Raw genomic sequence first — 23,701 nt, 5'->3', positions numbered from 1 at the left:
GCCTCAGCTCGGGTCGCGCCAGCGGTTCACAATCGGATAACGGCGATCAAGCCAGAAAGCACTGGGCGTGAGGCGCGGGCCGGGCGCTGACTGGAAGCGCTTGTATTCACTGATATAAATCAGATGTTCAATCCGCTTCACGGTGTCGCGGTCATGCCCTGCGTCCACACAGTCCGCCACCGACTGGTCCTTATCAACCAAGCGCTCCAGAATATCATCAAGCACATCATAGGGCGGCAGGCTGTCTTCGTCCTTCTGGTCAGGGCGCAGCTCTGCTGAGGGCGGTTTGTCTATGATCGATACAGGGATCACCTGTCCAGACGGCCCCTGCATCCACGCGCGGTGGTTGGCGTTGCGCCAGCGGCACTGCTCAAACACGCGGGTCTTGTAGAGGTCTTTGATCGGGTTATAGCCCCCCGCCATATCACCATAAATCGTGGCATAGCCCACCGCGACCTCAGATTTGTTGCCCGTGGTCAGCAGCATTTCGCCAAACTTGTTGGACATAGCCATCAACAGAAGCCCGCGCAGGCGCGACTGGATATTCTCTTCTGTGACATCGGCCTCACGGCCCTCAAACAAAGGCGCAAGCGTCTCTGTCACGGCATCACGCCCCGCTTTGATCGGGACAATATCGTAGTGGCAGCCAAGACGTCGGGCGATGTCTTTGGCATCATCCAGCGAGGCTTGTGACGTGTACTCCGAAGGCAGCATCACGCAGCGCACATTCTCAGCCCCCAGCGCATCCACAGCAAGCGTCGCGACAATGGCTGAATCAATCCCGCCCGAGAGGCCAAGCAGGACTTTCTTAAAGCCTGTCTTGCCAAGATAGTCGCGCAAGCCCTCTACCATCACACGGTAGTCCTGCTCCCATTCATCAGGCAGCTTGGCCATATCCCCTTTCAGGATCTTCCAGCCTTCCCCCTTGTCCTCAAGCTCGATGATCCGCAGCTCTTCGTCAAAAACGCCAAGCTGGTGGGCCAGTGCCCCATGCGGGTTGAGCGCAAAAGAGCCGCCATCAAACACTTGGTCGTCCTGCCCCCCGACCATATTGAGATAGATCAGTGGCAACTCTGTCTCGACCACGCGCCCGACCATATGGTTGAGCCGCGTTTCGTGTTTGCCACGGTAGTAAGGGCTGCCGTTTGGCACGAGCAGGATCTCGGCACCGCTCTCTTGCAAGGTTTCGGTCACGTCTGCGTGCCATGCATCCTCACAAATCGGGCTGCCGATGCGCAGGCCTTTGACGGTATAAGGCCCGCTCATCGGGCCACTGTCAAAAATTCGCACCTCATCAAAAACAGTCTCATTGGGCAGATGGTGCTTGAGCACCCGCGCACTCACCTCGCCACGCTGCAGCACATAATAGGCGTTGTAAAACCCATCGCCCTCAACAGCTGGCCCACCAATGCCCAAGGCCGGGCCGTCGGCGCACTCAAGGGCAAGTGCCTTCACGGCATCAATCGCCGCGTCATGAAAAACCGGCTTTGAAACAAGGTCTTGCGCGTTGTAACCGGTGACAAACATCTCTGGCAGCGCCAGCATATCCACACCCGCCTCACGCGCTTTTGCCCAAGCGGCACGGGCCTTGGCAATGTTGCCGTCGATGTCACCAACGACAGGGTTCAACTGCGCCACCATCAAGCGGAAATTTCTGGCCATGCTGCCCTCCTAGCCCAAACTTGCCCGCTGATTTAGCACAAACACAGCCAAGGGAAAGAAGAACCCGTTGCCCCCGAGGCTTTGCTCGCATAACTTTCAACCAAACTTTGGCATAATTGCTGGAGAACAGGATGGATCGATGATGAAATTTCGCACAACCGCTCTGACGATAACAACCGCTCTCGCCTTTTCGCTGGCCGCCCCTGTGCTGGCCCAAGACGGCCAGATCATCACCAAACAATATGATGACGGTGGCGTCTATGAAGGCACGTTCAAAGACGGGCTCCAACATGGCACAGGCACCTACCGCCTGCCCAACGGCTATGAATACTCAGGCGACTGGGCAGACGGCGAGATCAAAGGCCGCGGCACAGCGCGCTTTCCCAACGGCTCGGTTTATGAAGGCGAGTTTGAAAAGGGCAAGCCGCAGGGCGTGGGCAAGATTGTCTTTGCCGATGGCGGCACCTTTGAGGGCGGCTGGCTTGAAGGCAAGATCGTCGGCCAAGGCGTTGCCCAATACGCCAACGGCACCCGCTATGAAGGCGCATTTCTCAACGCCAAACACCACGGCAACGGCGTGATGACCTCCCCGAGCGGCTATATCTACGATGGCACATGGCTGGATGGCGTCAAAGAGGGCAGCGCGCATATCACCTACCCTGACGGGTCGGTCTATGTCGGCACCGTGGCAGGCGGCGAGCGCGCAGGCGAAGGCACACTGACCATGCCGGACGGGCTCGTTTACAAAGGCCTCTGGACTGAAGGCCAGATCGGCGGCACAGGCACACTCACCCAAGCCAATGGCGATGTCTATGAAGGTGAGCTCGTGCAGGGCCGCCGCGAGGGCAAAGGCAAAGTGACTTATGCCAACGGCGACACCTATGAAGGCGATTTTGCAGGCGACAAGCGCGAGGGCCAGGGTATTTTTAAAGGGGCCGATGGCTACACCTATGAAGGCGCGTGGCTTGACGGGCGCATCGAGGGTCAAGGCAAGGTCACCTACCCTGACGGTGCGGTCTATGTTGGCCAGTTCCGCGCCGACCAGCCCGACGGGACAGGCACAATCCTCTACGCCGATGGCGCCTCCTACGATGGCGACTGGGCCGCAGGCGTGATTGAGGGCAACGGCACAGCGACCTATGCCAATGGCGTGATCTATGAAGGCGGCTTCAAAAACGCACAAAACCATGGCTTTGGCATCATGACCTACGCCGACGGCTACCGCTACGAGGGCAACTGGGCCGCAGGCCAACGCGAGGGCACAGGCAAAGCCACCTACCCTGACGGAACGCTCTACGAGGGTAACTTCACAGGTGGGCAGCGCAATGGCCAAGGCAAAATAACCATGCCCGACGGCTTCATCTATGACGGGGCTTGGAGCGATGGTGAGATCTCAGGGCTGGGCCGCGCCACCTATGCCAATGGCGATGTCTATGAAGGCCAGTTCCAGAAAGGCAAACGCCAAGGCACAGGCACCATGACCTACGCCTCGGGCGAGGTCGAAACAGGCACGTGGAACAACGGCATATTCGAAGGCAGCACCGCAACCGAAAGCGCAGCCGCCCCAGCCACACCTGATGCCACCACACCGGGCGAGCCTGCCGACCAATAACACTTCCAGGCCTCGTTAGGCCCGCCGCAGGCGCAGTGCGTTGCTCACAACAAAGACAGAGCTCAGCGCCATCGCGCCAGCGGCAAGCATCGGCGAAAGAAGCCAGCCTGTGAGCGGGTAAAAAACACCCGCCGCAACAGGCAGCAACGCCGCGTTGTAAGCGAAAGCCCAGAACAGGTTTTGCCTGATATTGCGCATCACGTTACGGGCCAGCGTCACAGCAGCCAGCGCCTTTGAAGGCGCGCCCGTCATCAGAACCACCTCTGCACTCTCAATCGCCACATCCGTACCTGTGCCAATCGCAATGCCCACATCCGCCGCCGAAAGCGCAGGAGCATCGTTGATACCGTCTCCCACAAAAGCCACAGCGCCTTGGGCTTGCAGCTTGCGGATCGCCTCAAGCTTGCCCTCAGGCATGACTTCGGCAATCACCTCGTCAATTCCCGCCTGCTGGGCGATAAACTGCGCAGCTGAAGCACTGTCGCCCGTGATCATCACGGTTTTCAGCCCCATCGCATGCAGCGCGGCAATCGTGTCTTTGGCATCCGCCTTCAAAGCGTCCGACACAGCAAAGACAGCCGCCATCCGCCCGTCAATCGCAGCATAGGAAACCGATTTTCCAGCCGCCTCAAGCGGCTCAGCATCGCCCTCAAGCTGAAGACCTTCTTCGCCCATAAGCCGGGCAGTCCCGATCAGAACAGAGCGTCCGTCAACCTCTGCGCGCAGGCCTTGCCCTGCGATAGCCTCAAAGCCTTCGGCACGAGGCAAAGCGCCCTCATATGCGGCCACAATCGCCCGCGCGACAGGGTGCTCGGAGCCCTGCTCTGCCGCCGCCACAAGGCGCAACACCTCTGCCGTTTCAAACCCGCCCAAGGCCTCAAAGTCAGTGAGCTGCGGCTTGCCTTCGGTGAGTGTGCCTGTCTTGTCAAACGCCACGATCTTTACATCAGACAGCCGCTGCAGCGCATCGCCCTTGCGAAAGAACACACCCAGCTCAGCCCCGCGCCCTGTGCCCACCATGATCGACATGGGCGTCGCCAGCCCCATCGCACAGGGGCAGGCAATGATAAGAACAGAAACCGCCGCCACAAGCGCGCCGGCCAGCCCTGCGCCAAAGGCCAGCCACGTGAGCAACGTCAGCGCAGACAGGCCCATGACCACGGGCACAAACCACATGGTGACTCGGTCAACCAGCGCCTGAATGGGCAGCTTGGCCGCCTGCGCCTCTTCCACGGTGCGCACGATCCCTGCCAAGACAGTATCAGCGCCAATTTTCTCAGCCACCATTTCCAGCGCGCCTGCGCCATTCACCGTGCCGGCAATAAGCGCATCTCCTGCGCTTTTCATCACAGGCATCGGCTCCCCCGTCAGCATGGATTCGTCCACATGGCTCTGCCCTGCCGCAACCACACCGTCCACAGGCACACGCGCCCCGGGGCGCAAACGGAGCACATCCCCCACCACAACTTCGCTGGCCTCTGCTGTGACAAACCCGCCCTCGCGGCGGATCTCCACCTCCGTGGGGGCCAGCTCCACAAGCTTGGCGATGGCCGCCCCTGCCTGCCCCTTTGCGCGCGCCTCAAGGTAGCGCCCCAGCAAGATCAGCGCGACAATGACCGCCGCCGCCTCAAAATAGACCGCCCGCGCATCACTGGGCAAAAGGCCCGGCAAAAATGTTGCGACAACCGAATAGGCATAGGCCGCCAGCGTGCCGACCGCGACAAGCGAGTTCATATCTGGCGCGCCTTTGGCGAGCATCGGCAAGCCAACGGTGTAAAACTTGCGCCCCGGCCCAAGGAGCACAGCGCTGGTCAGCACAAACTGGAACAGCCAAGAGGCCTGCTGCCCGACCGTGGCCATGACCCAGTGGTGAAACGGTGGGTAAAGATGCCCGCCCATTTCCAGCAGGAACACGGGCAAGGCCAGCAGCAGAGCCATGGTCACGGTGCGCTTCAGCTCGCCCACCTCGGCCTCACGGCGTTCGGCGGCACTTGGCCCGGTGCCCTTGGGCTGCGCAACATACCCCGCACCTTTCACAGCCGCGATGATATCAGACAGAGTAACAACGCGGTCAAGGTAGCGCACACGCAGCTCCCCCGCTGCAAAGCTCACGCGCGCATCACTGACACCAGCAAGCGCCCGCACAGCCGCCTCAACGCGCCCCACACAAGAGGCGCAGCTCATCCCCTCAATGGTGAACACAGCCGCCTCCTCGCGCGCAGGGTAGCCCGCCGTGGCCAGCGCAGCCGCCACATCGGCCAGCCCCGCCCTGCCCAGCTCAAGGCTTGCCCGCTTGGTGGCAAGGTTCACAGTGACCGCCCCGGTGCCCTCAACGCCAACAATAGCCGCCTCTGCACGGCGCACACAGCCTGCACAGCTCAAGCCTTCAATCGACAGTTCTATCTTGCTCATATGACACCTCTTTCTTGCTCATATGACACCTCTTTAAGGCCCAGATAGGCCTTCCAGTCACTGGAGGGTCAAGGCCACAAATGCATTTGGCGCAAATTGGGGGTTTATCTCGGCAAATCCCGCTCCTATAACTTTGCTCATGACATTGCAGACACATATCGCACCCATGCCGCCCCGCGCTTTTCGCGCCGCGCGCGCTGCGTCTGCTCTCCTGCTTCTAAGCTGCCTCTGAGCGTGCCTCATGGCGCACGTGCTCAGAGGGTATGACAGCCAGCGCCAAACAGCTTAGACATTCATCAAACATAGAGAACCGATATGACATCTGCACCTGCATCAGACCGCGTCTACATTTTTGACACCACATTGCGCGACGGCGAACAATCGCCCGGCGCCACAATGACCCATGAAGAAAAACTCGAAATCGCCGAGCTGCTCGACGATATGGGCGTGGATATCATTGAAGCGGGCTTCCCGATTGCCTCCGAAGGCGACTTCAACGCCGTTTCAGAGATCGCCAAGCGCAGCAAAAATTCGGTCATCTGTGGCTTGGCGCGCGCCAACGCCAAAGACATCGACCGCTGCTTTGAGGCCGTGAAACACGCCGCCCAGCCGCGCATTCACACCTTCATCGGAACATCAGAGCTGCACCGCGCCATTCCCAACCTCACGATGGACGAGATGGCCGAGCGCATCCACGAAACCGTGACCCACGCCCGCAACCTCACCGACAATGTCCAGTGGTCGCCCATGGATGCCACGCGGACGGAGTGGGATTATCTCTGCCGCGTTATCGAAATCGCCATCAAGGCAGGTGCCAGCACGATCAACATCCCGGATACGGTTGGCTACACAGCACCGATGGAATCGGCTGATCTGATCAAACGGATCATCGCGACCGTCCCCGGCGCTGACGATGTGATCTTTGCCACCCACTGTCACAACGACCTTGGCATGGCGACAGCCAACAGCCTCGCAGCCGTTGCAGGCGGCGCGCGCCAGATCGAATGTACCATCAATGGCCTCGGCGAGCGCGCGGGCAACACCGCCCTTGAGGAAGTTGTCATGGCGCTGAAGACCCGCCACGACATCATGCCGTGGACAACAAACATCGACACCCGCAAGATCATGAACATCTCGCGCCGCGTCGCTGCTGTTTCAGGCTTTGCTGTTCAGTTCAACAAGGCGATTGTGGGCAAGAACGCCTTCGCGCATGAGTCAGGCATCCACCAGGACGGCATGCTTAAAAACCGCGAAAACTTCGAGATCATGCGCCCCGAAGATGTGGGCCTTGCAGGCACATCGCTGCCTTTGGGCAAACACTCTGGCCGCGCGGCCCTGCGCGACAAGCTCGAGCACTTGGGCTTTGAAGTCGGTGACAACCAGCTCAAAGATGTCTTCGTGCGCTTCAAAGACCTCGCAGACCGCAAGAAAGAAGTCTTTGATGATGACATCATCGCGCTGATGCGCGTGGGCGACACAGCCGAAAGCGACCGCCTCAAGCTCATCACCCTGCGGGTGGTTTGCGGCACAGGTGGCCCGGCCGAGGCCACCTTGGTGATGGACATCGACGGAGCCGAGAGCACCGCAATCGAGAAAGGCGACGGCCCCGTGGACGCTGCCTTCAAGGCGATCCGCAAGTTGCACCCCAACACGGCCCACCTTGAGCTTTATCAGGTGAACGCTGTCACCGAAGGCACCGATGCGCAGGCCACTGTCTCGGTGCGTCTGGAAGAAGATGGCAACATCGCCACAGGCCAGTCAGCTGACACCGACACTGTTGTCGCCTCGGCCAAGGCCTATATCCATGCGCTCAACCGCCTCTTGGTGCGCCGCAGCAAGACAGGCGAAGACACCAAAGAGATCAGCTACAAAGACCACGGCTAAGCCTGAAAACGCCCCCCGAGCGCGCCAGATTTTGCGCGCTCGGGGGGGAAACGCGCAGCCTCTGTCTCACAGGCATTTGATTGGCCAATTGCTTTTTTCTCCCGCATGACCCTATCATACTCGCATCGCTCAGCCGCATTCGGAGACAGTTGCCTCATGCTTACCCGTCGTCATTTTATCGCCTCCAGCGCCGCGCTTTTTTCAGCGCCCCTGACCAGCAGCTTTGCGCAGGCTGCCCCTGTATCTCCGCCCTCTCGTTGGGCCGCATGGGATGCACAGATCACACCTGCCAACTACGTGCCAGAAACGTCCAATCCTTGGGGCTTCCATCCGCGTTTTCTGCCCCAGATGGTCAAGGCCAACGACGGGCTGACAGTCGGCGATATCCATGTTGATGCCGTCGCGCGCTACCTCTACCACATCCGCGAGGGTGGTCTGGCCATGCGCTACGGCGTCGCCATCGCCAAGGGCAACCTCTACGAGGCAGGCACCTACACGATCAAGGTCAAGAAAAAGTGGCCCACCTGGACACCGACACCCGCGATGATCAAACGCGAGCCACACAAATATGCCCAATACGAAGACGGTATGAACGCAGGCCCGCAAAACCCGCTCGGCTCACGCGCGCTCTATCTGTTTGACGGCAACCGCGACACCTACTTGCGCATCCACGGCTCTCCCAGCCCCCGCTCCATCGGCGGGCGGGCCAGCTCGGGCTGCGTGCGCATGGTGATGGCCCATATCAACGGGCTTTATGAAGAGGTGGTGGTCGGCTCCACAGCCCATCTTCACCCCACAGAAGACAAGATCACAGCCAGCAGCTAACCGCGCGAGAGGCGTTCAGCGCCAGTGGTGCTTGCGGCTTAGGCCGCTGGCGGGGTGGTGCAAATCGGGTTGCCCGTCTTCGTTCTCAAGGGCAGGAAGGTCGTTTCCACAGGGCCGATGTGTTGGTACTCAAAGCAGCCGTCCACGGGGTTTATCCGCAGGGCGCCGAGGTTCTGGTTCGGCGCCGCGATGCTCAATACCTCTTCAGGAACAGTCACCAAAAGCCCCTCGGCGTTGTGCCCCGTTGCATCCATGCAGCCCGAAAGCGACAAAGCGGCCAAACCACATACCCAAACAGAATGTCTCATGAAAGCGTTCTCCAGAAAAATACCCGCCAAACTTGGGCGATTTCGCGCCCATATACCAGCGCAATTGCGCGCAAAAGATCGTGAAAGGAACGCGATAAGCGCCAATCAGGCAAATTTGAGCTTGAGACCCACAGATAAAAGCCATTTGAGTTAATTCGCGCTCAAGCGGGCCTCTTTGAGCGCGTAAGAGCCCGTTTCCCCCTTTCGTCAGGGGCGCGGCAGGCCTATATACAGCCAGCGCCTGCGACTCGTCGCACCTTCACACGTTTACCTAAGGTTCACCCGCCCATGCTGTTCTTTGATAAATTGCCCGGTCTTTTTGCTTCTGACATGGCAATCGATCTGGGAACTGCAAACACCCTTGTCTACGTCAAAGGGCGCGGAATCATTCTGAATGAACCCTCCGTTGTGGCCTATCATGTGAAAGATGGCGTCAAGCGCGTGCTTGCCGTGGGCGAAGATGCCAAGCTGATGCTCGGCCGCACCCCCGGCACCATCGAGGCGATCCGCCCGATGCGTGAAGGCGTCATTGCCGACTTTGACGTGGCCGAAGAAATGATCAAACATTTCATCCGCAAAGTTCTCAAGCGCTCGACGTTTTCCAAGCCCAAAGTCATCGTCTGTGTGCCCCACGGCGCGACACCCGTTGAAAAACGCGCGATCCGCCAGTCTGTCCTTGGTGCTGGCGCGCGCCGCTGCGGGCTGATTGCCGAGCCGATCGCCGCCGCCATTGGCGCGGGCATGCCCATCACCGACCCGACAGGCAACATGGTTGTCGACATCGGCGGCGGGACAACCGAAGTCGCCGTGCTCTCGCTCGGCGATATCGTCTATGCCCGCTCCGTGCGTGTGGGGGGGGACCGTATGGATGAAGCCATCATCAGCTATCTACGCCGCCAGCAAAACCTGCTCGTAGGCGAAAGCACCGCCGAGCGCATCAAAACAACCATCGGCACAGCCCGTATGCCCGACGATGGCCGCGGCACCTCCATTCAGGTGCGTGGCCGTGACCTGCTCACAGGCGTGCCAAAAGAAACCGAGATCTCTCAAGCCCAGATCGCAGAGGCCCTTTCAGAGCCCGTACAACAGATCTGCGAAGCGGTCATGACCGCGCTTGAAACCACCCCGCCCGACCTCTCGGCCGATATCGTCGACCGTGGTGTCATGCTGACAGGTGGCGGCGCGCTCTTGGGTGATCTTGATCTGGCGCTGCGCGAACAGACGGGCCTCAGCGTCTCGATTGCCGACGAAAGCCTCAACTGTGTGGCCCTCGGCACAGGCAAAGCGCTTGAGTTTGAAAAGCAACTCGCCCACGCTATCGACTACGACAGCTGATGCGCTCCCCCAGAGCGCAATAATCACGCGCAGAAGGGCTCCTATTGGCACACGACCCGCTCAAATCAGACGATTTCACCGGCCCGCTCAAGCGGCTTTTGACGGTTGTGCTGGTGCTGCTGCTCATAGGTGTCTTTGTGCTGTGGCGGATCGACAGCCCGCGCGTTGAGCGCTTCCGCATCGCAGTGATCGACCGTGTGGTGCCCAATTTTGACTGGGCCTTCGCGCCCGTCACGGGGCTGGCCAATCTGGTGAAAGACTTCCAGAGCTACCAGAAAATCTACAACCAGAATCAGGAGCTGCGCCGCGAGTTGCAGCAAATGAACAGCTGGAAAGAGGCGGCCTTGCAACTGGAGCAGGAAAACGCCCGCCTGCTTGATCTGAACAATGTCCGTCTTGATCCGCGCCTCACCTACATCACAGGCGTTGTGCTGGCAGACAGCGGCTCGCCTTTCCGCCAATCAGTGCTCATCAACGTGGGCGCGCGCGATGGTATCCTTGATGGCTGGGCCGCGATGGACGGCATCGGCCTTGTCGGGCGCATTTCGGGTGTGGGCGAGCGCTCTTCGCGTGTGCTTCTGGTGACAGATGCCGCCTCACGCGTCCCTGTCACAATCCAGCCATCAGGCCAGACAGGCCTCATTGTCGGTGACAACAGCCTCGCTCCGCCCATCGACTTTGTCGAAAACCGCGACCTTGTGCGCCCGGGAGACCGCGTGGTGACCTCAGGCGATGGCGATGTGTTCCCCGCAGGCGTGCTGATCGGCAATATCGCCGTCGATACGGGCGGGCGGATGCGCGTGCGCCTCTCCGCAGACTATGAGCGCCTCGAGTTCCTGCGCGTTTTGCGCAACTACGGCAACGAGCGCATCTCCGACCCCGGCAAGCTCGTTTTGCCCGAGGTCAGCCCGAACTCCGAAGCCGCAGGCGAGGCTGCAAGCAATGACTGAGAACACAGTCAGCCGGCTTTGGTTCATGCGCTCAGCCTTCGCCCTGCTCTGCGCGGGGGTCATGTTTTTGCACCTTCTGCCGCTTGAAACGCGCCCGGGCTATTTCCCGGCCCCCGATATCATCCTGTCGCTGGCGTTTTGCTGGGCGCTGCGCAGGCCCGAGTTTGTGCCGGCCTTTCTTGTGGCGCTCATCATGCTGCTCGCCGATCTGTTGCTGAGTCGCCCCCCTGGCCTATTCGCAGCCATCGCCCTCATCGCCGTTGAAATGCTCAAATCCCGTGCGAGCCGCCTGCGTGACATGCCGTTTTCGGTCGAGTGGTTCACAGCCTCCGTCGCCATTGTTGGCGTGATCCTCGGCCACCGCATTGTATTGCTTGTCTTTTTTGTCGAAGCCTTCGCGCTGAAGACAACCTTGGTCCAAATCTTGCTCACAATTTTGTGCTACCCTGTTGTGATCGGGTTTTCTTGGCTATTCTTCGGATTGAAAAAGCCGACATTGGGCGAGGTCAACGCCCTTGGCCAGCGGCTCTGAGGGAATAGCATGCGCAAAAGCAACAATGAAAAGCTCACCAGTCAGGCCATTGTCAGCCGCCGCACCTTGCTTGTGGGCGGGCTACAGGCGGGTCTGGTCGGCATTCTGGGCGCGCGCATGCATTATCTGCAAGTGCAGCAGTCTGACCAGTTTCGCTTTCTGGCTGAAGAAAACCGCATCAAGATCAGCCTCATTCCGCCAGCCCGTGGCGAGGTCTATGACCGTGTGGGGCGCAGGGTCGCCGAAAATGTGCCCAGCTACCGCGTCACCATCACGCGGGAAGATGCGGGTGACATTGAAGAAACCATCGCCCGCCTCGGCCAGCTGATCCGCCTTGACCCGGATCTGGTCAACGAGGCGCGGGCCGAAATGAAAAAGCGGCGTGGCGATACGCAAGTCACCATTGCCGAGAAAATCACATGGGAAGAGCTCACACGCGTGGCCACCAACGCGCCTGCTCTGCCCGGCATCGAGCCGCAGGTGGCGCTCTCGCGCAACTACCCGCTCGGGGCCGATTTCACCCATGTTATCGGCTATGTCGGCCCGGTGTCGGACTATGACCTAAGCCGCATCGAAAACCCCGATCCACTGCTCAACCTGCCGCGGTTCCAGATCGGCAAAACAGGGCTTGAGGCCCGTCAGGAAGCAGAGCTGCGCGGCAAAGCCGGCACGATGCGCCTTGAAGTCAACGCAACAGGGCGCGAAGTGCGCGAGCTGGGCCGCGTTGAGGGCAAGCCGGGTGCTGACATCCAGCTCACCATTGACCACATGCTGCAAAACTACTGTCAGGCCCGCTTGGGCGACGAAAGCGCCGCTGCCGTGGTGATCGACACAGAGAGCGGTGATCTCTTGGCCATCGCTTCTTCCCCCGCCTTTGACCCCAACCTCTTTGTCAACGGAATCTCGGTTGCCGACTACAACGGCCTGATTGAAGATGACCACCGCCCGCTTGTCTCCAAATCCGTGCAAGGCACCTACCCGCCCGGGTCGACCTTCAAAATGGTCACAGCCCTCGCAGCCATGGAAGCTGGCATTGTGACAGCCGAAGACAGCTTCCGCTGCAAAGGCCACCTTGAGGTCTACAGCCAGAAGTTCGGCTGCTGGAAGCGCTCGGGCCACGGCAACGTCAACCTCGTGCGCGCGCTCAGCGAAAGCTGCGATGTCTATTTTTACGAGCTGGCGCTGGAAACAGGGATCGAGCGGATCTCCGAAATGGCCCGCCGCCTCGGCATTGGCGAGCGCCACGACATTCCCATGTCAGCCGTGGCCCAAGGCCTCGCGCCCACCAAAGAGTGGAAGCGTAGCGTCAAGGGCGAAGACTGGGTGATCGGGGATTCGGTCAACGCCTCCATCGGTCAGGGCTTTGTGCTGGCGTCCCCGCTGCAACTCGCTGTGATGACAGCCCGCCTCGCCACGGGGCGCGCCGTCACACCACGCCTGATCAAGACAATCGACGGCGTCGAACAACCCAGCGGCGCAGGCGCGCCCTTGGGGCTGAACGAAAACCACCTGCGCCAGATCAGGCGCGGGATGTATGAGGTGGTCAACGACAGCCGCGGCACAGCCCGGGGCAGCCGCATCCTGTCAAAAGACCACCAGATGGCAGGCAAGACAGGCACCAGTCAGGTGATCAGTCGCCGCGTCACATGTGACGAGGTGCCATGGCGCCAGCGTGACCACGCGCTCTTTGTCAACTACGCCCCCTACGACAACCCGCGCATCGCGGTCTCTGTGGTGGTCGAGCATGGCTGTGGTGGCTCAAGCACCGCCGCCCCCATCGCGCGCGACATCACGCTGCAAGCGCTCTATGGCGAAGACCCGCCCCTGTCGGAATACCCAAGCCGCGACCGTGGCCGCATCGGTGCACAGCAGCGCAAACTCCGCGACATGCGCCCCCCCGCCCGTGGCGAGGAGCCTGAGCGCGCATGAGTTATCTCGAGTATAACGCCAAATACGTGCCCACAGGGCCGCGCAAGTTTCTCTACCTCAACTGGCCTCTGGCGCTCCTGTTGGTCGCCGTGGCCTCCATCGGCTTTCTCATGCTCTACTCGGTGGCAGGGGGCAACATCGAGCGTTGGGCCGAACCACAGATGAAGCGCTTTGCCCTCGGCTTTGCCGCGATGATCATTGTGGCCATGGTGCCGATCTGGTTCTGGCGCAATGTTTCGGCTGTAGCCTACGGCATCTCGCTGATCCTGCTGCTCGCCGTTGAGCTGGTGGGCGAAGTGGGCATGGGCGCGCAACGCTGGATCAACCTTGGCTTCATGCGCCTACAGCCCTCCGAGCTGATGAAAATCACACTGGTGATGCTTTTGGCCGCTTACTATGACTGGCTGCCGCTCAAGAAAATATCGCACCCCCTCTGGGTGGCCATCCCCATCGCATTGATCTTGTTGCCCACAGCGCTCGTGCTCTCCCAGCCCGACCTTGGCACCTCGATCCTGCTGCTCACAGGCGGCGGCGCGATCATGTTTATCGCGGGGGTTCACTGGGCCTATTTTGCCGCTGTTATCGCCACGGGCATTTCGCTTGTGGCCGCTGTCTTCCAGTCACGCGGCACCGCGTGGCAGCTCCTGAAAGACTATCAGTACCGCCGCATCGACACATTTCTGGACCCGGCCGCCGACCCGCTCAATGCGGGCTATCACATCACCCAATCCAAAATCGCCCTCGGCTCGGGCGGCTGGACGGGGCGCGGCTTTATGCAAGGCACCCAGAGCCGGCTCAACTTTTTGCCCGAAAAACACACCGACTTTATCTTTACGACCCTCTCGGAAGAGTTCGGCTTTATCGGCGCCGCCGCGCTGCTCACCCTCTATGTGCTGATCATTCTCTTCTGTGTGGTCTCTGCCATAAACAACGCAAACCGCTTCGGCGCATTGCTTACTCTGGGGGTCGCGGTGGCGTTTTTCCTCTTTTTCTCGGTCAATATGGCCATGGTCATGGGGCTGATCCCCGTGGTCGGCGTCCCACTGCCGCTTGTCTCTTACGGCGGCTCGGCTATGCTCGTGCTCATGGTGGCTTTCGGCCTTGTTCAAAGCGCCCATGTCCACAAACCCCGCTAGTTTCAAGCAAGGCTCCTTATGACCCTCAACGCCCTCTTCGCCGCCCGCCTCGACCGCTGGGATCACTACAAAGATGTGCTCCCCAAGGCCTTCAAAGCAGCTGGGGTCGAGGTGCATCTTGCGCTTGATATCGCCCCTGAAGAGGTCGACTACATCATCTACGCGCCCAACTCGGAGTTACAGGATTTCACGCCGTTCACCCGCCTCAAAGCGGTGCTCAATCTCTGGGCAGGTGTCGAAAAAATCACCGGCAACACCACGCTCAAAGCTCCGCTCACCCGCATGGTCGACTTTGGCTTGCAGCAAGGCATGGTCGAGTGGGTCACAGGCCACACCCTGCGCCATCATCTGGGCATGGACGCCCATATCATAAACCCGACACATGCATGGCAGCCCGCCACCCCGCCACTCAGCCGCGACCGCCGTGTGACAGTGCTGGGCATCGGCGAGCTGGGCATGGCCTGCGCCGAAGCGCTTTCTGGTCTTGGCTTTGATGTGGCAGGCTGGTCGCGCACGCCCAAGACCCACGACAAGATCACCTGTTTCTCGGGCACATCCGGCCTCTCAGACGCGCTCGCCCATGGGCAAATCTGCATCCTGCTTTTGCCCTCGACCCCGGAAACCGAAAACCTGCTCAACGCCGAAACCCTCGCGCTCATGCCCAAGGGCAGCTTTATCATCAACCCGGGTCGTGGCCCACTGATTGACGATGACGCGCTCTTGGCCGCGCTCGACACAGGCCAGATCGCCCATGCAACACTGGATGTGTTTCGTGTGGAGCCCTTGCCTGTGGCACACCCTTTCTGGGCGCACCCACAAGTGACCGTGACACCCCATATCGCCGCCGAAACCCGCGCCGAGACCTGTGCAGAGGTTGTGGCCGAGAACATCCGCCGCAATGAAGCCGGCGAGCCGCTTTTGCACCTTGTTGACCGCGCCGCAGGCTACTGACGCCTACGCACCGACAGCGCGTTTCACCATGCCCCAGTAGATCTCTTCGACCTCTTCAAGGCTCAAACGCCCGCCGCGGCGGTACCATGTGTTGACCCCCGTCAGCATCGCAATCACCGCCAGCGTGGTGATCTTGGCATCTTCAAGCTCGAATACGCCCGCCGCGGCCCCGCGGCGCAAAATGCCTTCCAGCTCGTCTTCATAGGCGCGTCGCAGCGCCTCGATGGCGGCAAAGTTCTCAGGCTCCAGCGAGCGCAGCTCCATATAGGCGATAAACACTTCATCAGGGCGCGCCACGTGAAAGCCGATGTGAAAGTGTACAAAGCCCGCCAAGGCCTCCACAGGCTCTTGGTGCTGTGAGTTGACCTCGGCGCGCGCGGCCAGAAGGTCGTCCATATGCTCGCGCATCAGCTCGGCCAAAAGGCTCTGCTTGTCAGGCGTGTAGTTGTACAAAGCCCCCGCTTGCACCCCCACTTCGCCCGCAATCTGGCGCATGGAAACAGCTGCGTAGCCATGGCGCGCAAACAAGGCGCGCGCCACCGCGCGAATGCGGGGGCCGGTGATATCGGAGTGTGAGCCTTGTGTACGTGCCATAGGCAAGGTTTATCTGAACACCCGTTCAAATCAAACCCTTTGCTTGCGCTTATCGCCCCCCTGAGGCATCAGAGATGAGAACTTCACCGTCGGAGCCCAAAATGCGTGCGCCTCTTGCCTTGCTTCTCGCCCTCAGCCTTGCGGCCTGCGCCGAGTTCCCCGAGCTTGACGCAACCCTGAGCGCCGAGATGCGCGCAGCCCCCTACCCGAGCCTTGCGCCCACGGCAGAGTTATCCGCCAGCCAAGACGCCCCGCGCCTGTCCAGCACAAGCGCCGCAAGCCTCGCCAGCCGCGTCACCGCGTTGCGCAGCCGCGCCGCACGTCTCCAAGGCAGCATTGTCAGCCGCGCCGACAAAGCGCGCCTGCAAGCGGGTGTCAGCCTGCCCGCTGACAACGGCTGAGACAAAACAACCGACAACCCACATTGCAAGCCAGCGCCGAAGCCGCTAAATCGCTTAACAACACATCAGGCATCAGGCAAAAGGCGAACCTCTCATGACAGTCCCCCTCCGTTTGGGCATCGCAGGCCTCGGAACAGTCGGCGCAGGCGTCGTCAAAATCATCCGCCAGAAATCAGAGCTGCTCTCTGCACGCGCAGGCCGCCCGATCCAGATCACAGCGGTCTCGGCGCGCTCACGCGACAAAGACCGCGGCGTCAACCTGTCTGACTACGCATGGGAAGACGACCCCGTCGCCCTCGCAAAACGCCCCGATGTTGATGTCTTCGTCGAACTGATGGGCGGCTCCGAAGGCGCCGCCAAAGACGCAACCGAAGCCGCGCTCGCCCTTGGCAAAGACGTGGTCACCGCCAACAAAGCCCTGCTCGCCCACCACGGGCAAGCCCTCGCGCTCGCGGCCGAGGACAAAGGCGCGCTCATCCGCTTTGAAGCCGCAGTCGCAGGTGGCATTCCCGTTATCAAGACACTGCTTGAAGGCCTCGCAGGCAACGAGATGACCCGCGTCATGGGCGTGATGAACGGCACTTGTAACTACATCCTCACACGGATGCAGGCCACGGGCCAAGGCTACAACGCCCTCTTTGAAGAGGCCGACAAGCTCGGCTACCTCGAGGCAGATCCCAACCTCGACGTGGGCGGCATTGATGCAGGCCACAAGCTGGCCCTGCTGGCCTCCATTGCCTTTGGCACGCAAGTCAACTTCGCGGGCGTCGAGCTGCAAGGCATTGGCGAGATCACTCTGGAAGACATCACCCAAGCCGCCGATATGGGCTACCGCATCAAGCTTCTTGGCGTGGCCCAGATGACAGGCCGTGGCCTTGAGCAGCGCATGAGCCCCTGCCTTGTGCCCGACACCTCGCCACTCGGCCAGCTTGAAGGCGGCACCAATATGGTGGTGCTTGAGGGCGATCAGGTCGAGCAAGTCGTGTTGCGCGGCCCCGGGGCTGGCGAAGGCCCCACAGCCAGCGCCGTCATGGGCGATGTCATGGATATTGCGCGCGGCATCCGCCCCGCCATCTTCGGCCGCCCTGCAAGCGAGCTTGTCGCAGCCACCCCTGCCAGCTCGTCTGCGCCTGCGCCCTACTATTTGCGCTTTTCGCTGCTCGATAAGCCGGGGGCCTTGGCCAAAGTCGCCACCGCTCTGGGCAACGCAGGCGTATCGATCGACCGTATGCGCCAATACGGCCATGCCGACACATCCGCCCCTGTGCTGATCGTCACGCACAAGTGCGCCCGCCAAGAGCTTCTGGCTGCCACCACCGCTATTGAAGCGCTGGATGTGGTTGTCGGCAAGCCTGTCGCCCTTCGGATCGAAGACGTCTGATTGCACGCGCGCACCCTTTGCGCCACATTGGCACCCAAAGGCAAAAGGCAGGCATATCATGGCATTTCTCGGCGTCGATTCTTCTCTCACGGGCCGCCGCTGGCTTGGCCCGACAGTCGAGCTTGAGCGCGCCGCAGAGCTGATCGCACAAGAAACAGACCTGCCCCGCGCGCTCGCACAAGTGCTGGCGCGCCGTGGTGTGAGCGCACAAGAGGCCGAAAGCTTCCTCGCGCCCCAACTGCGCGATCTCATGCCAGACCCGCGCAGCCTCAAAGATATGGAGACCGCCTCCGCGCGGATCCTCAAAGCCCTTGATGCGCGCGAGCGCGTGGCCGTCTTTGCCGACTATGACGTTGACGGCGGCACCTCTGCGGCCCTGCTCATCGACTGGTTCCGCGCAATGGGCCATGACGCAACGCTCTATGTCCCTGACCGCATTGATGAAGGCTACGGCCCCAATGCCCCCGCCATGCAGATGCTGGCCGCCGATCATTCGCTCATCATCTGTGTGGATTGCGGCACGCTCAGCCACGAGGCGCTGGCAGCGGCCACAGGCACCGATATCATAGTGCTCGACCACCACCTGGGCGGCGAAACGCTTCCGCCCGCGCTGGCCGTGGTCAACCCGAACCGCCAAGACGAAACAGGCGATCTCGCGCATCTTTGCGCCGCAGCTGTGGTCTTTCTCACGCTGGTTGATGTGGGCCGCCTCTTGCGCGAAGCGGGCCGCAAAGGGCCAGACCTTATTTCCATGCTCGACCTTGTCGCGCTGGCCACCGTGGCCGATGTGGCCCCGCTCATCGGGGTCAACCGCGCCTTTGTGGTGCAAGGCCTCAAGATCATGGCACGCCGCGCGCGTCTTGGCCTTGTCGCGCTGTCGGATGTGGGCCGCCTTGATACCGCGCCCAAGCCCTACCACCTTGGCTTTGTCCTTGGCCCGCGTATCAACGCAGGCGGGCGCATCGGCCAAGCCGACCTTGGCGCGCGGCTCTTGTCGTGCCGCGACCCGAACGAAGCCAGATCACTGGCCGAAAAGCTCGACATGCTCAACACAGAGCGCCGCGCCATTGAAGAAGAGGTGCGCGCCGCCGCCCTCACCCAAGCGGAAGAGCGCGGGCTTGATGCCCCGCTCGTCTGGGCCGCAGGCGATGGCTGGCACGCAGGCGTTGTGGGCATTGTCGCCTCCCGACTGAAAGAAAGCGCTGGCCGCCCCAGCGTGGTCATCGGCTTTGATGGCGACGCAGGCAAAGGCTCGGGCCGTTCGGTCACAGGCATCGACCTAGGCGCAGCCATCCAGCGCCTCGCCATGGACGGCCTTATCGAGAAAGGCGGAGGCCATAAAATGGCCGCTGGCCTCTCGCTCTCGCGCGCCCAGCTTGAGCCTGCCATGGCGCGGCTCTCGGAGCTTCTGGACAAGCAAGGCGCAGGCGCGCTTGGCCCCAGTGACCTCAAACTTGATGGCGCGCTCATGCCGGGTGCGGCCAGTCAGGAGCTTGTCGACCAACTCGATGCCGCTGGCCCCTACGGAGCCTCTGCCGCCGGGCCGCGCTTTGCGTTTCCTGATTGTGCGATCCACTTTGCCAAGCGCATCGGCACCGGTCATTTGAAGATCACCTTTTCTGACGGCACAGGCCCGCGCATCGAAGCGATCTGTTTTGGCGCCTTTGATACCGCGCTCGGCCCCGCACTCGAGAATCACGGCGGCGCCCGATTCCACCTCGCAGGGCGGTTGGAACTCAACACATGGCAGGGCCGCACAAGCGTTCAGCTCCGTCTGGACGATGCTGCACCCGCGCATTAACCCGCAAAATCAGGCCGCAGAGAAAAAAATTAAAAAGGGCGTATATTTCTGCTTGCGCACTCCGCACGCTTTCCTTAGACAGCGGCTCACAGCTGGGCTTTGCCCCGTTCGTCTATCGGTTAGGACGTCAGGTTTTCAACCTGAAAAGAGGGGTTCGACTCCCCTACGGGGTACCAGCTGTATTTCCCCTCTCTCTAAAGATCACAAATGCGAATGCCCCTTGGCAAACCGCCTTTGCACCCCCACATTCGCTCCCTGACACAGTCGCATTCGGGGAGCACCACATGAGCTATCACAAATCACCAGACGCCCTTGCCGCCCTCACAGACGAAGAGCGCTTCGTCACGCAAGACAGCGGCACAGAGCGCCCCTTTACAGGCAAATACAACAGCCACTTCGAGGCGGGTCTCTATGTTGATATCGTTTCAGGCGAGCCGCTCTTTGCCTCATCTGCCAAGTTTGAATCAGGCTGCGGCTGGCCGAGCTTTTCCAAGCCCATTGAGCCGGCCCATATCAACGAGCTGCGCGACACAACACACGGCATGATCCGCACAGAAGTGCGCTCGACCTATGGCGACAGCCACTTGGGCCACGTCTTTCCCGACGGGCCACAAGAGATGGGCGGTTTGCGCTATTGCATCAATTCCGCATCTCTGCGCTTTGTGCCAAAAGACGAAATGGACGCCGAAGGCTACGGCGCATATCTTGACCAAGTGGAGGACGCATCATGACAACAGAAACCGCAATTCTCGCAGGCGGCTGCTTTTGGGGCATGCAAGACCTGATCCGCAAGATGAACGGCGTTATCAGCACCCGCGTGGGCTACACAGGGGGCGATGTGCCCAATGCCACCTACCGTGACCACGGCACCCACGCCGAGGGCATCGAAGTGGTGTTTGACCCCGCCAAGACGAGCTACCGCCACCTCTTGGAGTTCTTCTTCCAGATCCACGACCCCACCACAGAAAACCGCCAGGGCAATGACCGCGGCATGTCTTACCGCTCCGCGATCTACTACATGAGCGAGGCCCAAAAAGCCGTGGCCGAAGACACCATCGCCGATGTCAACGCCTCTGGTCTCTGGCCGGGCCGCGTTGTCACCGAGGTGGAACCGGCAGGTGATTTCTGGGAAGCAGAGCCAGAGCACCAAGACTATCTTGAGCGCTTGCCCAACGGCTACACCTGCCACTTTGCGCGCCCCGACTGGGTCTTGCCCAAGCGCGCAGCCGCCGAATAGGCCGCCCAACACATCACAGCCCAGCCCCCGCCCGCGCACGCCGCTTGGCGGGGGTTTTCTCTTGGGGGCAGCGCTTGACATCTGCCCCCGCCCAAAGGACGCTCTGGCGCAAATCACACGCGCTCAGGAGCCCCCAATGCCGCATCCGCTCATCACCCAAGACGACATCGACACCTACCAGCGCGACGGCGTCATTGTCATTCGCGGGCTCTTTGCCGACCATGTCGAAACCCTGCGCAAAGGGGTCGAGCGCAACATGACCGAGCCGGGCCCCTACGCCTCCGAAAACAAAAAAGAAGGCGAATCTGGCCGCTTCTTTGACGATTATTGCAACTGGCAGCGCATCCCCGAATTTGCCGAGGTGATCGAAACCTCCGCCGCAGCCGAGGTGGCCGCCGATCTTATGAACAGCCAGACAACGCAGGTCTTTCATGACCATGTTCTGGTCAAAGAGCCCGGCACCTCCATGGCCACCCCGTGGCACACCGATGGCCCCTATTATTTTGTGCAAGGCCAGCAAACCGTCAGCTTCTGGTCGCCGCTTGACCCCGTCAAAGACGCCGCCCTGCGCTGTGTCGCAGGCAGCCATGCATGGGAAAAGCCCGTCATGCCGATGCGGTGGGTGTCTGACGAAAGCTATTTTCCCAACAAGGAAGATTATATGCCCGTGCCCGACCCGGAGGCCGAGGGCATGGACATCCGCGAATGGGAGATGCAGCCGGGTGATGCGGTGGCCTTCAACTACGCCATCCTGCACGGCGCGCGTGGCAACACAAGCCAGACCCGCCGCCGCGCCTTCTCTCTGCGCCTCGTCGGAGACGATGCGCGCTATGTCGAGCGCCCCGGGCGCACCTCACCGCCCTTCCCCGACCACGGCATGAGCGCAGGCGAGCGGCTGCGCGAAGACTGGTTTCCAGTGATCTACCGCCGCTAACCCGTAGAAATACCACATCTTGGGGGGCAAAACCCCGCGCCCCCCAAGGAAAGACTGGCCAAGGCTTCAGATTTGATTCAATGTTTCGGCTTAAGATGAGCCAAAACACATGACAGAGAAGTCCGACCCCATGGCCATAGAAGGCCCCAAACAGCTCCCGATCCTGCTCAAAGGCGCGCGCAAAACCGATGTGCGCAGCCAGTTTGCCGCTTTGTGCTATCGCATCCGCAAGGGCGAGCCCGAGGTGCTGCTCATCACCTCGCGTGGCTCCCAGCGCTGGATCATCCCCAAGGGCTGGCCCATGGCCGAGAAAACCCCCGCCAAAGCCGCACTGCAGGAAGCTTGGGAAGAAGCCGGCGTCAAGGGCCGCGCCTTTGACCGCTGCTTGGGCCTGTTTTCCTACACAAAAGACATCAGCAAAACCGAGAGCCTGCCCTGTGTGGCGCTGGTCTACCCTGTGCTCGTCACCTCTCTGGAAAAAAACTTCCCCGAAAAAGGCGAGCGCCGCCGCAAATGGTTCAGCCCGAAAAAAGCCGCAGGCAAGGTGGCCGAACCCGAGCTCAAGAAAATCCTCAAGACCTTTGATCCGCGCCTGCTTGACAGCTGAGGCTTGCGCACGCCGCCACAAAGCTTATCTATTTAAGGCAGCAACCAGAGGGTCACCATGATCAGTTTCACGCTCAAATGTGCAGACGGACACAGCTTTGACAGCTGGTTCCAGTCGTCGTCTGCCTTTGATGCGCTGCAAGGGGCTGGCCAGCTTGAATGCGCTGTGTGCGGCTCCAAATCGGTCGAGAAATCGCTCATGGCCCCACGCGTGCGCACCAGTGACGCCGCCGCTGAGAAAAACATGAAAGGCGCGCTCACAAGTCCCGCCTCCCCCGCCGAGCAGGCGCTGGCCAAAATGCGCCAGGAGGTCGAGAAAAACTCCGAATATGTCGGCCCCAAGTTTGCCGCAGAGGCGCGCAAGATGCACCTTGGCGATGCGCCCGAGCGCGCGATCTATGGCGAAGCCAAGGTCGAAGACGCCAAAAAACTGATTGAAGATGGCGTGCCTGTCATGCCCCTGCCCTTCAAGCCCAACAGGAGATCAAATTGAGCCATATCCTTATCACGGGTGCCAACAGAGGCATCGGCGCACGCCTTGCAGAGCTTTACACAGTCACAGGCGACACGGTCACAGCCACCGCGCGCAGCGGCGACGGCTTTGCCGCGCTGGATGTCACAAGCCCTGCCAGCGTCAAAGCGCTGGCCACAGCCATGAGCGGAGAGACGGTTGATCTGCTCATCTGCAACGCCGGCATCTACCACGACAAAGGCCAGAGCCTTGAAGACGGCTACCCAAGCGATATGTGGGCCGATACCTTCGCCACCAATGTCACAGGCGTGTTTCTCACCGTGCAGGCCTTCCTGCCGCATCTCATGCGCTCTGACGCGCCCAAAATCGCCATCATTTCCTCCCAGATGGGCAGCGACACCAAGGCACCGGGTGGCAGCTACATCTACCGCAGCTCCAAGGCTGCGGCCCTCAACCTCGCGCGCAACCTCGCCACAGACCTCAAGGGCGAAGGCGTGGCCGTCGGCGCCTATCACCCCGGCTGGGTGCGCACCGATATGGGCGGCGACAGCGGCGATATTGATGTGGCCCAGTCTGCCGAAGGGCTGATCAAAGAGTTTGACGCCCTCAGCCTTGCCACCACAGGCTGCTTTCGCACATGGGACGGACGCGACCACCCCTATTAAGCCTGCCTGCGACACGCGCACCCTTGCGCGAGCGCGTGCGACAGACTAAACCGCGCCGAACGCAACGAAAGAGG

The 23,701-nt window shown here is 61.0% G+C and carries 22 protein-coding genes and 1 tRNA gene; 19 read left to right on the top strand and 4 right to left on the bottom strand.

The genetic code is table 11. The features are described 5' to 3' along the window. Window positions 1–3: 3 nt before the first annotated feature. Complete coding sequence (locus tag ACTG3X_RS00655) at window positions 4–1,662, bottom strand: NAD+ synthase (protein WP_439109289.1); 1,659 nt, start codon at window positions 1,660–1,662, stop codon at window positions 4–6. 142 nt (window positions 1,663–1,804) lie between these two features. Between ACTG3X_RS00655 and ACTG3X_RS00650 the strand changes: the two genes are divergently transcribed. Further along, entirely contained in the window at window positions 1,805–3,274 is a 1,470-nt protein-coding gene (locus ACTG3X_RS00650; protein ID WP_439109288.1) for an MORN repeat-containing protein, read from the top strand. Window positions 3,275–3,289: 15 nt separating this feature from the next. On the opposite strand, the gene ACTG3X_RS00645 is transcribed toward ACTG3X_RS00650, so the two are convergent. After that, window positions 3,290–5,686 carry a heavy metal translocating P-type ATPase gene (locus tag ACTG3X_RS00645; protein WP_439109287.1) on the bottom strand — a complete coding sequence of 799 codons (2,397 nt, stop codon included), beginning with the start codon at window positions 5,684–5,686 and terminating at the stop codon, window positions 3,290–3,292. A 315-nt stretch (window positions 5,687–6,001) separates the two neighbouring features. Between ACTG3X_RS00645 and ACTG3X_RS00640 the strand changes: the two genes are divergently transcribed. Together ACTG3X_RS00640 and ACTG3X_RS00635 are read left to right on the top strand one after the other, a co-directional pair. After that, complete coding sequence (locus tag ACTG3X_RS00640) at window positions 6,002–7,570, top strand: 2-isopropylmalate synthase (protein WP_439109286.1); 1,569 nt, start codon at window positions 6,002–6,004, stop codon at window positions 7,568–7,570. A gap of 156 nt (window positions 7,571–7,726) precedes the next feature. After that, the gene (locus ACTG3X_RS00635; protein WP_439109285.1) at window positions 7,727–8,395 is read left to right on the top strand and encodes a L,D-transpeptidase; all 669 of its coding nucleotides are present in this window, start codon (window positions 7,727–7,729) and stop codon (window positions 8,393–8,395) included. Window positions 8,396–8,433: 38 nt separating this feature from the next. On the opposite strand, the gene ACTG3X_RS00630 is transcribed toward ACTG3X_RS00635, so the two are convergent. After that, window positions 8,434–8,703 (bottom strand): hypothetical protein, encoded by a 270-nt coding sequence (locus tag ACTG3X_RS00630; RefSeq protein ID WP_439109284.1) that lies wholly within the window; start codon window positions 8,701–8,703, stop codon window positions 8,434–8,436. A 288-nt stretch (window positions 8,704–8,991) separates the two neighbouring features. On the opposite strand from ACTG3X_RS00630, the gene ACTG3X_RS00625 reads away from it, so the two are divergent. The 6 genes from ACTG3X_RS00625 to ACTG3X_RS00600 are packed head-to-tail and all read left to right on the top strand — an operon-like array spanning window position 8,992 to window position 15,536. Further along, complete coding sequence (locus ACTG3X_RS00625) at window positions 8,992–10,038, top strand: rod shape-determining protein (RefSeq protein ID WP_439109283.1); 1,047 nt, start codon at window positions 8,992–8,994, stop codon at window positions 10,036–10,038. 44 nt (window positions 10,039–10,082) lie between these two features. After that, window positions 10,083–10,988 carry a rod shape-determining protein MreC gene (gene mreC, locus ACTG3X_RS00620; protein WP_439109282.1) on the top strand — a complete coding sequence of 302 codons (906 nt, stop codon included), beginning with the start codon at window positions 10,083–10,085 and terminating at the stop codon, window positions 10,986–10,988. Continuing rightward, complete coding sequence (locus ACTG3X_RS00615) at window positions 10,981–11,520, top strand: rod shape-determining protein MreD (RefSeq protein WP_439109281.1); 540 nt, start codon at window positions 10,981–10,983, stop codon at window positions 11,518–11,520. The genes mreC and ACTG3X_RS00615 overlap by 8 nt, the downstream gene beginning before the upstream one ends. A gap of 9 nt (window positions 11,521–11,529) precedes the next feature. Beyond that, window positions 11,530–13,449: a penicillin-binding protein 2 gene (mrdA, locus tag ACTG3X_RS00610; protein ID WP_439109280.1), complete on the top strand. Its 1,920-nt coding sequence runs from the start codon at window positions 11,530–11,532 to the stop codon at window positions 13,447–13,449. After that, window positions 13,446–14,585, top strand: a complete 1,140-nt coding sequence (gene rodA / locus ACTG3X_RS00605) for a rod shape-determining protein RodA (RefSeq protein ID WP_439109279.1) — start codon at window positions 13,446–13,448, stop codon at window positions 14,583–14,585. The genes mrdA and rodA overlap by 4 nt, the downstream gene beginning before the upstream one ends. 18 nt (window positions 14,586–14,603) lie before the next feature. After that, on the top strand, window positions 14,604–15,536 hold the full coding sequence (locus ACTG3X_RS00600; protein WP_439109278.1) for a 2-hydroxyacid dehydrogenase: 933 nt from the start codon (window positions 14,604–14,606) through the stop codon (window positions 15,534–15,536). Window positions 15,537–15,539: 3 nt separating this feature from the next. Here the strand turns inward: ACTG3X_RS00600 and ACTG3X_RS00595 are convergent, their stop codons facing one another. Beyond that, window positions 15,540–16,130: a TetR/AcrR family transcriptional regulator gene (locus tag ACTG3X_RS00595; protein WP_439109277.1), complete on the bottom strand. Its 591-nt coding sequence runs from the start codon at window positions 16,128–16,130 to the stop codon at window positions 15,540–15,542. A gap of 101 nt (window positions 16,131–16,231) precedes the next feature. Between ACTG3X_RS00595 and ACTG3X_RS00590 the strand changes: the two genes are divergently transcribed. The 10 genes from ACTG3X_RS00590 to ACTG3X_RS00545 all read left to right on the top strand — a co-directional run bounded on the left by ACTG3X_RS00590 (window position 16,232) and on the right by ACTG3X_RS00545 (window position 23,627). Next, window positions 16,232–16,531 carry a hypothetical protein gene (locus ACTG3X_RS00590; protein WP_439109276.1) on the top strand — a complete coding sequence of 100 codons (300 nt, stop codon included), beginning with the start codon at window positions 16,232–16,234 and terminating at the stop codon, window positions 16,529–16,531. Window positions 16,532–16,625: 94 nt separating this feature from the next. Further along, entirely contained in the window at window positions 16,626–17,912 is a 1,287-nt protein-coding gene (locus ACTG3X_RS00585; RefSeq protein ID WP_439109275.1) for a homoserine dehydrogenase, read from the top strand. 58 nt (window positions 17,913–17,970) lie between these two features. Beyond that, entirely contained in the window at window positions 17,971–19,713 is a 1,743-nt protein-coding gene (gene recJ / locus ACTG3X_RS00580; protein WP_439109274.1) for a single-stranded-DNA-specific exonuclease RecJ, read from the top strand. 101 nt (window positions 19,714–19,814) lie between these two features. Further along, a tRNA-Glu gene (locus ACTG3X_RS00575) sits at window positions 19,815–19,889 on the top strand. Window positions 19,890–19,997: 108 nt separating this feature from the next. Beyond that, window positions 19,998–20,444: a peptide-methionine (R)-S-oxide reductase MsrB gene (gene msrB, locus ACTG3X_RS00570; protein ID WP_439109273.1), complete on the top strand. Its 447-nt coding sequence runs from the start codon at window positions 19,998–20,000 to the stop codon at window positions 20,442–20,444. Next, window positions 20,441–20,950, top strand: a complete 510-nt coding sequence (msrA, locus tag ACTG3X_RS00565) for a peptide-methionine (S)-S-oxide reductase MsrA (RefSeq protein WP_439109272.1) — start codon at window positions 20,441–20,443, stop codon at window positions 20,948–20,950. The genes msrB and msrA overlap by 4 nt, the downstream gene beginning before the upstream one ends. A gap of 136 nt (window positions 20,951–21,086) precedes the next feature. Further along, on the top strand, window positions 21,087–21,884 hold the full coding sequence (locus tag ACTG3X_RS00560; protein ID WP_439109271.1) for a phytanoyl-CoA dioxygenase family protein: 798 nt from the start codon (window positions 21,087–21,089) through the stop codon (window positions 21,882–21,884). A 109-nt stretch (window positions 21,885–21,993) separates the two neighbouring features. Further along, the gene (locus tag ACTG3X_RS00555; protein ID WP_439109270.1) at window positions 21,994–22,491 is read left to right on the top strand and encodes an NUDIX hydrolase; all 498 of its coding nucleotides are present in this window, start codon (window positions 21,994–21,996) and stop codon (window positions 22,489–22,491) included. A 57-nt stretch (window positions 22,492–22,548) separates the two neighbouring features. Continuing rightward, window positions 22,549–22,983, top strand: a complete 435-nt coding sequence (locus tag ACTG3X_RS00550; protein ID WP_439109269.1) for a DUF1178 family protein — start codon at window positions 22,549–22,551, stop codon at window positions 22,981–22,983. Beyond that, window positions 22,980–23,627: an SDR family NAD(P)-dependent oxidoreductase gene (locus tag ACTG3X_RS00545; protein WP_439109268.1), complete on the top strand. Its 648-nt coding sequence runs from the start codon at window positions 22,980–22,982 to the stop codon at window positions 23,625–23,627. Before ACTG3X_RS00550 ends, ACTG3X_RS00545 begins: the two co-directional genes overlap by 4 nt. Window positions 23,628–23,701 lie beyond the last annotated feature (74 nt).

The organism is Lentibacter sp., from assembly GCF_965658795.1.
GTDB lineage: Bacteria > Pseudomonadota > Alphaproteobacteria > Rhodobacterales > Rhodobacteraceae > Lentibacter.
The sequence above is the reverse complement of the archived record's forward strand: the minus strand, read 5'-3'. Positions and strand labels throughout refer to the sequence as shown.